This is a genomic window from Dyadobacter sp. CY351, assembly GCF_021502625.1.
Taxonomy (GTDB): Bacteria; Bacteroidota; Bacteroidia; order Cytophagales; family Spirosomataceae; genus Dyadobacter; species Dyadobacter chenhuakuii.
Map to the genome: position 1 here is coordinate 443,527 of NZ_JAKFFU010000003.1, position 12,104 is coordinate 455,630.

Annotated in this window: 9 protein-coding genes; 8 read left to right on the plus strand and 1 reads right to left on the minus strand. The window is 45.8% G+C overall.

The annotated features are described in order from the left end of the window. Positions 1-41 precede the first annotated feature (41 nt). The gene (locus L0660_RS07425) at positions 42-482 is read left to right on the plus strand and encodes a nuclear transport factor 2 family protein (protein WP_235158914.1); all 441 of its coding nucleotides are present in this window, start codon (positions 42-44) and stop codon (positions 480-482) included. A gap of 809 nt (positions 483-1,291) precedes the next feature. On the opposite strand, the gene L0660_RS07430 is transcribed toward L0660_RS07425, so the two are convergent. Then, positions 1,292-1,963 carry an oxidoreductase gene (locus tag L0660_RS07430; RefSeq protein ID WP_235158915.1) on the minus strand — a complete coding sequence of 224 codons (672 nt, stop codon included), beginning with the start codon at positions 1,961-1,963 and terminating at the stop codon, positions 1,292-1,294. A gap of 273 nt (positions 1,964-2,236) precedes the next feature. Here L0660_RS07430 and L0660_RS07435 point away from each other — a divergent pair, with 273 nt between their 5' ends. The 7 genes from L0660_RS07435 to L0660_RS07465 all read left to right on the plus strand — a co-directional run bounded on the left by L0660_RS07435 (position 2,237) and on the right by L0660_RS07465 (position 12,095). Beyond that, positions 2,237-3,004: a phytanoyl-CoA dioxygenase family protein gene (locus L0660_RS07435; protein WP_235158916.1), complete on the plus strand. Its 768-nt coding sequence runs from the start codon at positions 2,237-2,239 to the stop codon at positions 3,002-3,004. A gap of 207 nt (positions 3,005-3,211) precedes the next feature. Continuing rightward, positions 3,212-3,817 (plus strand): YdeI family protein, encoded by a 606-nt coding sequence (locus L0660_RS07440; RefSeq protein WP_235158917.1) that lies wholly within the window; start codon positions 3,212-3,214, stop codon positions 3,815-3,817. A 383-nt stretch (positions 3,818-4,200) separates the two neighbouring features. Next, the gene (locus tag L0660_RS07445) at positions 4,201-5,439 is read left to right on the plus strand and encodes an MBOAT family O-acyltransferase (RefSeq protein ID WP_310589627.1); all 1,239 of its coding nucleotides are present in this window, start codon (positions 4,201-4,203) and stop codon (positions 5,437-5,439) included. Next, entirely contained in the window at positions 5,440-6,360 is a 921-nt protein-coding gene (locus tag L0660_RS07450) for a hypothetical protein (protein WP_235158919.1), read from the plus strand. A gap of 278 nt (positions 6,361-6,638) precedes the next feature. Beyond that, positions 6,639-7,157 carry a sigma-70 family RNA polymerase sigma factor gene (locus L0660_RS07455; protein ID WP_235158920.1) on the plus strand — a complete coding sequence of 173 codons (519 nt, stop codon included), beginning with the start codon at positions 6,639-6,641 and terminating at the stop codon, positions 7,155-7,157. A gap of 314 nt (positions 7,158-7,471) precedes the next feature. Then, the gene (locus L0660_RS07460; RefSeq protein WP_235158921.1) at positions 7,472-8,359 is read left to right on the plus strand and encodes a FecR family protein; all 888 of its coding nucleotides are present in this window, start codon (positions 7,472-7,474) and stop codon (positions 8,357-8,359) included. A gap of 127 nt (positions 8,360-8,486) precedes the next feature. Then, a complete protein-coding gene (locus tag L0660_RS07465) occupies positions 8,487-12,095 on the plus strand; it encodes a TonB-dependent receptor (protein ID WP_235158922.1) in 3,609 nt (1,202 codons plus the stop codon). Positions 12,096-12,104: the final 9 nt, after the last annotated feature.

The following is a 12,104-nucleotide window of genomic DNA, read 5'->3' on the forward strand; positions in this document are numbered from 1 at the left end:
TTTAGATGTGCTACATTCGCTAAAACCAACTTAAAACCACAATGAAAAAATCCCTGAACATCATCCTGTGCCTTTCGCTGCTTTCCGCAACAACTGTTTTTGCGCAGGGCGACGACAGCGCGCTCATCAAGCAGCTGAACACCCAATGGCTGCAATCATACCCAAAACGCGACACCGCCGCAGTAAGCAAAATTTTAGCCGACGATTTCATCATGATCTCACAAACCGGCAAAAAGCTCTCTAAAAACGACGTCATCAAAGACCTCCTGACACCAGACCGTCAGATCATCAACGTCGCCATCGACAGCATGGATCTACAAATCGTCAACAATGTTGGCCTACTAACCGCTTACACCAGCTTCGTATTAAGGGACAAAGAAAAAATCCTCAAAGGAAAAAACGTCTATTCAGATGTCTACATCAAAAGAAAAGGCACCTGGGTAGCCATCAACGGCCACGAAACGCTGCTGGAACTGAAATGATGCTAGCAAGATGCAATGTTGGTTACCTGAAAATCCCGGAGGGATACCATATCACTAGCAAAAAACACAGACCTGTTATAAATCCCGGAGGGATACCATATCGGTAGCAAAAAAATACAAATCTTCTTGTAATCCCGGAGGGATGCAACGTCTTACCCGTCGTTGCATCCCTCCGGGATTTTTTCATTGTGGGTTGAAATGCCATGCTACTAATATTTTATCCCGCTGGGATTGAATAATTTTGGCTAGATGCGATGCTGGTTACCTGAAAATCCCGGAGGGATACCATATTGGTAGCAAAAAAAAACCAGAGCCTTAAATAAATCCCGGAGGGATATCATATCGGTAGCAAAAAGAATACAGATCCTTTTGTTAATCCCGGAGGGATGCAACGTCTTGCAAGACGTTGCATCCCTCCGGGATTTATTCATTGTGGGTCGTAATTCCATGCTACCAATATTTTATCCCGCTGGGATTGAATGATCTTGGCGAGATGCGATGCTGGTTAACTGAAAATCCCGGAGGGATACCATATTGGTAGCGAAAAGAATACAGATCCTTTTGTTAATCCCGGAGGGATGTAACGTCTTGCAAGTCGTTGCATCCCTCCGGGATTAATTCATTGTGGGTTGAAATGCCATGCTACCAATATTTTATCCCGCTGGGATTGAAAAAAATCCCGTACGAAGAGACAGGCGGATTTGGCATGTTTGTAGCTGACCGCATCTTCCAGCATGGATTCTTTGTTTGTCAAAGTGATCACGAACACTGTTATACGGACGACCTCTCCACCTTCTTCTCAGCAAAGATTACAGCAATTCATTCATCTCTTTCCATTCATAAACCTTCACCTTTCCCGCAGGTTTTTTGGCGGCTGATAGCATTGCTTTGGCGATGTCTTTTGCTTTGATTCCTCTGTATTTCTGGGCAGGGCCGATGAGGAGGGGGTTGAGCAGGGAGAATAATTTGATGAATATTTTTTCCATTGGGCGACTTTCCTGCCGGTCTCCCATGATCATGGACGGGCGGAAGATGTGGGTATGGAGCAGATCCTGGGCAACGACGTCACGTTCCGTCTCGCCTTTTGTCCGGACGTAAAAAATGCTCGAAGCTGCATCCGGCCCGACAGCTGATACCAGAAAAACGGATTTCGCTCCTTTTTCTTTCGCAATCTGTGTTGCCAGTACCGGGTAATCGTGATCGACCTCATAATAGATTTTCTGGTCCGGCGTATTCTTTTTTGTGGTTCCGAGCGAAATAAATACTTCGTCTGCAACGATCTGGTCTTTCAGACTGGGAAGAGAATGATAATCTCCTATCAATGTTACGAGCTTTGGATGGGACAGATTTAAATTTTTGCGCACAACAACGGTTACCTGGTCGTAGTTGGGATCATTCAAAAGTCCTTCCAATATATAATTGCCGACGAAGCCGCTTGCTCCGAATATAATGGCCTTTTTCCCTTGCGTATCAGCTTCCATAAATGTTTTATTAAAATCTAATTTGGTCGATTAATAGAAATGTCAAACAAATCATGCCTGAGTTTCAACCAATTTTTTCTTGTGAAATTTCGCGTAGATTTTTAGATTTGTCGTTATTAGGATGACTCCAACACTCTGATATTTCTCCAAGCGTCAACCCCGGCGCGCTCCCTTTTTTGAAGGGAATATTTCATTGTGCATTTACAATTTCCAAAAACCGGATCTGAATGCGGGCGGCTTGTCCTGCTTTTTGATCCAATTTTAAACATTGTTATGGGAGAGATATTAGATGATAATCAAATTCATGATTTTATAAATAAAGGCTTTGTCCGCATAAACAATGCATTTTCTGAGGAGTTAGCCAAGGCTGCCAGGGATATTTTGTGGGCCGATCTGGGCTTTAACCAGCAGGATCCGGCGAGCTGGACGAAGGCGGTGGTGCGGCTGGGCATGTATTCGCAGGAGCCCTTTGTCCAATCCGCCAACACGCCGGTTTTGCATCGCGCTTTTGATCAATTGGTTGGTGCCGGTAATTGGCTCCCGTGCATGAGTATGGGCACTTTTCCCGTTCGTTGTCCATCTGATGAAGATCCGGGCGACACGGGTTGGCACGTGGACGCCAGTTTTCCTGGCAGCGATCCGGCCAACTTTTTCGAATGGCGGGTCAATGTGAATTCAAGAGGCCGCGCGTTGCTGATGCTTTTCCTGTATTCAGATGTTGGTCAGAATGATGCGCCTACGCGCATCCGTGTTGGTTCGCATATGGATGTTGCCCGGTTACTGTCCACAAAAGGCGAAGAAGGCCTTGGATTTATGGAGCTGGCAAATGAGTTGGATAAATTTCCGGTCCGCGACGAGGTGCTGGCAACGGGTAAGGCGGGAACGGTTTACCTCTGCCATCCATTTATCGTCCATGCGGCTCAACCGCATCGCGGTCAGCACCCGAAGTTTATGGCGCAGCCGCCGTTACTGACCCGAAATGAGCTGCATATCAGCGGAAACAGTCCTGTGGAAAGAGCGATTCGCATAGCAATCTCGTAACTCGTGATCACTAAGACGGCTAAGTTTGGCTGACAGTCATTAATTTAGTCGTCTTAGGCATTGGATGATCATAATAAAATATGGAACGTGTTGTTCGCAAGAATATTTACAGAATTCTTGAAATAACATGACACCCTGACATAAGGCTGTCACAGGCCGCTCTTATTTTTGTAAGGAAATAATAGTTAATGTTAAACGAGTAGAAAAATGTCTGATCAAGCCCATTTGCCTATCAAGGAAACGAAAAATGACATCAATGCCTTCTACGCACCTACGAGAAAGGAGTGGCGTGAATGGCTGCAAAAAAATTGTCAAAAGGCGCAATCCGTTTGGCTTATCATTTATCACAAATCGAGTAAAACCCCAAGCGTATACTATGCAGAGTCTGTTGAAGAAGCATTGTGTTTCGGCTGGATCGATTCCAAATCCGTGAAGCGCGACAAAGAGAGCACATACCAAATGTACACGCCGCGAAAAGCAGCGGGCAAATGGAGCGCTGTGAACAAGGAACGTGTCGAGCGGTTAACAGCAGCCGGGCTGATGACACCAAAAGGGCAGGCACTCATTGACCTCGCGAAAAAAACAGGAACCTGGGACGCCCTCGTGGACGCGGAAAACAACGTTATTCCAGCTGATTTGCAGGAATTACTCGATCAAAATGAGGTCGCGCTTAAAAACTTCCTTGCTTTCCCACCGTCAGCCAAGCGCCTTATTTTAACCTGGATCTCAGATGCTAAAAGGCCAGAAACACGGCAGCAACGCGTGAAACTGACCGCAGAAAAAGCAGCAGAGAATGTTCGGGTGAAGGTTTAGGTTTGAGCTGGAAACGACAAGTTGAACGGGCAATATTATGTGCTTGTAAAAAATAAATTGAGCTGAATCATTGGAATGTTGTAAATCATCATGGAATAGCTATATTTACGCCCTACACCGACTTCATTTTGTTTATAGCAGCATGTAAGTCGCTGTTTTTAAACACACTATAACCCGTATGAGCAATGCTTTTTAACTCTCTGAGTTTTGCCCTCTTTTTTCCTGTTGTTCTATTTTTTTACTGGATCCTTGCGCGAAACAGTCTAAGACTGCAGAACATTATTCTCTTAGTTTCTAGCTTATTTTTTTATGCTTGCTGGGATTATCGATTCGTATTCCTACTAATTTTCTCTATTGCACTCGACTATTTCACGGGCCTGAAAATGGGGAATGCGACAGATCCGCGTGTGCGGAAATTCTGGCTCGTCCTGAGTATCGGCATAAACCTTTCTTTGCTAGGCGTACTCAAGTATTACAACTTCTTCATTGAATCATTTGCAGACGGACTTTCTTTGCTGGGTCTGTCGGTCAATCCCCAAACCTTGAACCTCGTCTTACCAGTCGGCATTTCCTTTTACACTTTTCATGGTTTGTCGTATGTCATTGATATCTACAAAAATCAGATCAAGCCGGAAAAAGACCTCATTGATTATGCCGTTTTCGTTAGTTTCTTTCCGCTTCTTGTTGCTGGTCCCATAGAAAGGGCTACCCACCTTTTGCCCCAAATTCAGCGAAAAAGAGTGTTTAGCTATGCCCAGGCCACCGATGGGCTAAGACAGATTCTCTGGGGCCTTTTCAAAAAGATCGTCATAGCCGACAATTGCGCCGAGCTGGCCAACCTCGCCTTCAATAACCATGAAGACCACTCCGGAAGCACATTACTTTTAGGCGCATTCTTCTTCACAATGCAGATTTATGGTGATTTCTCAGGCTATTCCGACATTGCTCTGGGCGTCGCCCGGATTATGGGCATTGAACTGCTGCGCAATTTCTCGTATCCCTATTTTTCAAGGGACATTGCAGAATTCTGGCGACGTTGGCACATATCCCTTTCTTCCTGGTTCAGGGACTATGTATATTTTCCGCTGGGTGGAAGCCGGGGAAGCTTGTTATTGAAGATCAGGAACACCTTTATCATATTTTTACTCAGTGGATTCTGGCATGGAGCCAACTGGACGTTCCTGGCCTGGGGCGCACTCAATGCCATTTATTTTCTTCCATTGTTAATTTCAAAAAGCAATCGGGAGCATATTGAGATCGTCGCGAAGGGACGTTTATTTCCCACAGTTAGCGATCTGCTCCGTATGCTGGCAACATTTTCCCTGACCGTCTTTGCGTGGATTTTATTCCGGGCAGAGAACATTCGCCATGCTGCTGAATACATTGGTAAAATCTTCTCCAAAAGTCTTTTTACAGTTCCTGACTTGCTCAGGAAAGAGCTTTTGCTCCTCATCGCAGCATTCATTATCGTGGAATGGATAGGTCGCGAGCATCCTTATGCCATCGCACGAATCGGTTTTAACTGGCCAAAAACGGTTAAGTGGGGATTCTATTATTGCTTGGTTATTGCACTCTTCGTTTACACAGGAAAACAGCAACAATTCATTTATTTCCAGTTTTAGATGGGTACTTTACTATTGAAATTTTTTGTTTTCCTTATGGGCGGGTTTGTCATAGGAGAAGCGATTGTCAGGGCTTACCATTTAACAAGTGAGGTGCCTAAAAGATATTTAGACGACAACGGTATCCAGCGATATAATCCGCATCAACAAGGCAGTTGGAAAGGAGGAAATCATAGCTGGGCAACGAACGAACTCGGCTGGACAGGCACATTACCGAAAAGCTACGATAACCTTGTGACAGTTATCGGGGATTCATTCATTGAGAATTTCATGAATCCCAGTGACTGCCATCAGGATGTGCTTCTCAAATCCCGGGTCCCTAAGATGAATTTCGTTGAAGCTGGCCGGTCTGGTGTCTCCTTTATTGAGGCCATGGAAATTGCAGCCAGCATGGACTCGCTAAGTCCCCAAATGCATTTGATATATGTAAATGCTGCCGACTTCACAGAAAGCATCAGGGATATCGCTGTTCAATCGGATATTACCCAGGTGGATCTTGGTAACAGGAAAGTTATTCCAGGCATCATGAAGTCAGCTAAGTTGAAGACGATACTGTACAACGTTAAATTCGCCTACTATCTGTTTCAGCGGTTTCCGTTAAATCAGATTAAGTTTGGGGGAGAAAAACATGCCCCTGCCAAACCAACCGTTCAACCGGATCACTCCAATTCTATAAAGTCACTTCTTGAATTTGTAAAGCAAAAATATGATGTGAGAGATAAAATTATTGTCTTCCATCCCAAACTTCCCGATGCAATAAAAAATGAGGTGAAGGCTGCCGGGTTTAAAACAATCTCCCTCGACTCCGACGGACAGGACAACTGGACTTTCGTTTACGACCACCACTGGACCTGTTATGGACACAATCAGGCAGCAGATCAAATCGCTTCATATCTGCAAGAACTGACAATTCCAGAATAAAAACTTCGCTGCTTATTGACGGATAACGGGCGTGTTTCTGACACGCTTGCTTATGCCATGCTCAGACAAATGCTTGAACTAAGATTTTCAAAGGCAATGTACCGACAGGCGTACAGCCAGTGTTGAAGGTGAGTGAATGCGATAAAAATACTTATTTTCGGTAAAAGACAGTTTGTAACATGCGATCATTTTATATAAGTTAGAGGCCTCTTTTCCTGAATACTTACTTCGTCATCATCCGCCACAATAACTTGAAGGATTTATCAGACATAGCGTTAATGAATCTGTTGAAGGATGGGGATGACAGGAATGCCTTCAATGAGCTTTATGTCCGCTACTGGAAGGTTATTTATGATATTGGTTTCAAAAAACTGCATAATGCCCAACTTGCAGAAGACCTTGTTCACGACTTGTTTGTAGATATCTGGAACAAGCGACAGGAGATTACCATTCACAGCACATTCATAGGCTATTTCCATACAATGCTGAAAAACCGGCTCATTGACCAAAGCCGGAAAAATGCTTTTCAACTTCAAGTGCAGCAAGACATTTTAGAACGAACTTCAGCGAACGAAAACCAGTTTTTCGATGCCGTTGCATCCGACGACATTGAAAAGCAGTTGATGGCCGAAGTGGAAAACCTGCCTTCGGATATGAAAAAGATCTTTTTACTAAGCCGTCAGGAGCATTTATCTACGATTGAAATAGCGCAAAAACTCTCCCTATCTCCGCAAACTGTCAAAAATCAGATCAGTAACGCGATCCGGCGTCTCCGGTTAAAAGAGCTGCATCTCTGAATTTTGGCGGATTGCATGTTGTTGCATGCCTCCGGCATTTGCGACACCGTGGCTGCTAATCATTTCTAATAATGTAACGTCGCGCTTCGACTTAGGACTGCAAATGCCTGAGGAATGACATATTTGTAGATCGCATCAGGTTGATTGCAATTTTTGAAATCCCTCGAGGGATGTAACGACGCACAAAAAGCAACATCGCAAAAATTTTTTTAACATTTTTTTTTTGGCATAGTACCACTGCATTTCCTATTCGTCATGTCATTGTAAGCATCAATTGAGATCCAAATTAAAGGGTCATCAAAAAATCGTACTCAATGGATATCGACGACCTCTATAAAAGCCTTGGACTGGAACGACCTTCGGATGATGAAAATAAGCATCAACCCGATGGAGACCACATTAAAGCCAGGATTGACCAGACATTAAATTTTGACAAAACCCGTAATATATTTTGGCGCAAATGGTATGCGATTGCGGCGTCGCTGGCTTTCCTTATCGTTTCAGCAGCAGGCATTTATAATTATACTGTTCACAATTCAGCGCCCGGGAATATGATCACCATCACAGCTCCGTCCGGCGGAACCCGTGAAGTGATCCTGCCTGACGGTTCCCGGGTGTGGCTGAATGCAGCAAGCGTTTTACGATATCCGGCCAGCTTTGGGAAAACACGGGAAGTCTTTCTTGAAGAAGGCGAAGGCTTTTTTCAGGTTAAAAGGGACACAACGGCGCCATTCACAGTTCACAGCTCCCACCTCGACACGAGGGTGCTCGGGACATCATTCCGGGTGAAGGCCTACAAAGAATTATCCCACGAAATCGTAACTGTGGTGAGCGGAAAAGTGGCCGTTTCACGGGGTGCCGAACCGCTGGCGCTTTTGGAAAAAGACCAGGAAGTGATTTTTGACAAAAATAGTGGAAATGAAAAAGAAATGCTGGTGGAAGCGGCCGAATCGGTCGACTGGAAATCGGGGAATGTGATATTAAAGTCAGTGCGCTTTGAAGATTTGATATTAGCTGTGGAAAATGCCTATCAGGTGAGCATTCACTTTGATAGGCAAAAATTTAAAGAATGCGAGAACAGCATTCGGTTTAGTACCCATCAGAGCCTCGAAAGTGTGATGGACCTTGTGCGTGACATCCAGGGGATCCGCTACGAAATAAAAGGAAAGGAGGTGATCGTAAGCGGAGAGGGCTGTCAGTAACATGAAATGCTGGACCTGCGCCAACAGGCCCAGCAAAGAATAAATACAATTCCGGGGGCTGATTTTGACGGATCCATTCCCCGGCTTTTGCCGTGTTTAATAAGTGTTTACTAAACCTAGGTAATTTATGAAAAGAAGAACTACTAAACTAATCAGAGTCATGAGGGCCGGATTGATCGTGTTTGGGGTGTTGATTACTACGGCGGGGACTTTGCTGGCGGAAAATGGTTACAGCCAGCGTCTCATGGGCAAGAAGGTCACGGTCAGTTTCAGTGACGTTTCGCTCGAAAAAGCCATTGAAAAAATCAGTAAGGCAAGTCAGATCGACTTTTCCTACAACAATAAAGAAGCCAGAAAGATAAAGGTCCATAGCAGTAACTTCCAGGAAACCAGTGTAAAAGAAGTGCTGGAATCGGTTTTGGCGGAAACCCCCTACTCTTTCAGGGAAACGGATGAAAGCATTGTGGTTTTCAAAACCAAAGACCAGCCGGCAGCAATGGAAAGCCTGTCAAACCGTCCACTTATAACGGGTCAGGCGTCTTCTTTAAATATAAAAAAGGACATTGTCATTAAAGGTCAGGTTACGGATTCAGAAAACAGTCCGTTACCTGGCGTTAGCGTGCTCGTAAAGGGAACGTCGGAAGGTTCTTTAACGGACGAAAATGGTAATTTCAAGATCAGTGTAGACTCAGAATCAGACGTTTTGATTTTTTCTTACATTGGTTTTCAAACCAGGGAAGTGCCCGTCGGCAATAACACAAGTCTGACGATCGCATTAAAAGAAGATACAAAAAGTCTGAGTGAGGTCGTCGTGGTGGGCTATGGAACGCAGAAAAAAGCCAACTTAACCGGCGCCGTGAGCACTGTAGACGTGGATAAAACCATGCAATCCAGACCGGTAACAGACGTGGGCCGGGCCTTGCAGGGTGCCGTTCCGGGCCTGACGATCACGACAACGACCGGCGATCTGGGCAGCAGCCCGCAGATCCGCCTCCGGGGAATGGTTGGCTCGCTGAATGCGGGCAACGGCGCGCAACCGCTTATTTTGCTGGATAATGTTGAGATACAAAGCTTGCTGCTTGTCAATCCAGACGACATTCAATCCATTTCTGTGCTTAAAGATGCTGCATCGACCTCTATTTACGGAAGCCGGGCCGCCTGGGGTGTTGTTTTGATCACTTCAAAATCCGGAAAGAAAAATACACGCAATCAAATCTCCTACTCCGCCAATTTTTCACAAAGCACACCTACAAACACGCCCAAACTCGCTCCCGCAGCCGATGGCCCGGAATATGCATTGCTGGCTGCGAAACGCAACAACCCTTCGGCCACCACATTCGGGACGGTGGGCATGTATTTCACAGACGAAAGCATCCAGAAAATCCGGGATTGGGAAGCGCAATACGGCGGTCAGGATTTTGGTAATGAAATGGTCTTGGGCCGCGATTTCGACATTAAGGATGGTCGCCTTTACTTTTACCGGCCGTGGGACGCGGGCGATATGTATATGCGTAAGTGGGCGCCGCAAAGCAATCATAATCTGGGCTTTACAGGCGGAAATGACAAAACCAGCTATAACGTCAGCTTAGGTTATATGGGCCAGGAAGGTGTTTTGAAAGAAAAAACAGACCTTTTCAAGCGTTACAGCGGCACATTCAGCATTAATTCTGATCTGAACAAATGGTTTAGCCTGAATGCCAAGCTATTACTCTCAAAGAATGTTGCGGAAAGTCCATTTTCTTTTGGCGGAACGACTTATGACCCGCTTTACTATCTGTATCGGTGGCATTCGGTCTACCCGTATGGGACTTACGAAGGCAAGCCGTTCAGGAATGTGGTTACGGAGGTTCAGCAGGCTAATATGCTTAATTATTCGTCCAATTTCATCCGGGCAACGGTGGGTGGTCAGTTTAAGCTGGCAAAAGACCTGACTGTTGACGCCAATTACACTTATTCTAACACCAACGATCACGTGCGCGAAGTCGGAGGAAGCGTTACGGCCTGGAACCAGTGGAACGGTGTGCCTTTGAAATATGAAAATTATACGAGCGCCACTTACGACCGTGTTAAATACAATTCAAACTGGAATGAGATGCACACCTTCAAGGCATTTGCAACTTATTCGAAAGATGTAGAAAAGCATTCGCTCAAATTCCTGGCGGGGATGGATCTCGATTTGTTCAAGAGATGGGGCCAATCTTCCGAAAGACGCGGGTTACTGGATCAAACGCATGGAGAACTGCCGCTTGCGACGGGCGACCAATATGTGGATGGTTTCAGGGGACATTGGGCTACGCAAGGTTATTTTGGCCGGGTCAACTATACATTCAATGACAAAATTCTCTTGGAAGTAAACGGTCGGTATGACGGTTCGTCATTTTTCCCAAACAACAGCCAGTGGGCATTTTTCCCCTCTGTTTCAGCTGGCTATGTGCTTACTGCCGAGCCATTTATGTCATTCAGTAAACCTGTCCTCGACAATCTGAAAATCCGTGGATCGTGGGGATCGCTGGGCAATACGGACGTGGGTAGCACCACATTCCGGCCGACTATGGCCTCTTCCGCTTCCAACTGGTGGATCGGAACAAGCAATATGGTGACCGTGGCAACGCCTTCGCTTGTGCCGCCATCGCTCACCTGGGAAAAGATCAGCACGCTGGATCTCGGTCTCGACGCGAGCCTATTTAATAACAGACTTGCCGTTACATACGACTGGTATCAACGCACGACAAGTGATATGATTACGGGCGGCATCGTGCTTCCCAGCAGCTTCGGGGCAACGCCGCCGAGAAGAAATTATGGCCAAATGCAGACAACCGGCTGGGAAATCGCTCTCGACTGGCGGCAAAGCCTGGCCAGCGGTTTCAATTTCAGCGTAGGTTTATCATTGTCTGATTTCAAAGAAAAAATTACCAAGTTCGACGGGAATCTGGTCAACGGAAATTACAGAGGCAAAATTCTGGGTGAGATCTGGGGTTATGAAACAGACCGCTTTTTCCGCAACGACGATTTCCAGCAAAATACCGACGGTACATTGATCACCGACGCAGCCGGTCACTACATTCTTAAAGATGGCATCCCCAACCAGACCAAGCACGAAGCTGGCACATTCTTCTATGGCCCGGGTGACGTAAAATATAAGGACCTGAACGGCGACGGAACGATTTTCACCGGCAGCAGCAGCCTCGACGATCATGGTGATTTGAAAGTGATCGGCAATTCCACGCCACGCTATCAGTACGGGATCCGCTTGGGCGCTGATTGGAAAGGCTTCGACCTGAATATCTTCATGCAAGGTGTCGGTAAGCGCGATCTCTGGGCTTCCGGCTCCATTTTTATTCCAGGAAATAACCCTAATGATGCCATGTACGCGCATCAGATGGACTACTGGACGCCGGAACGGCAAGATGCTTTTTATCCAAGACCTACCAACACCGGGCAGTCCAACAACACGCAGAACTTCCTGATCCAGGATAAATATCTGCTGGATATGTCCTACCTGAGAATGAAGAGTGTGAATTTTGGTTACCGGTTGCCCGCACGTCTGACGCAAAAAATCAAGATGCAAAACCTGCGCATTTATGTGAATGGCGAAAACCTGTTTGAGTTTGATAACCTCAATATCCCGATCGATCCCGAGGTGGATTTCCGCAATTCTACGATCGATCGCGCAACATTCGGACGCGTTTATCCTTATCGCCGGAGCGTTTCAATGGGTCTTCAACTAACATTCTAATTCAAAAAC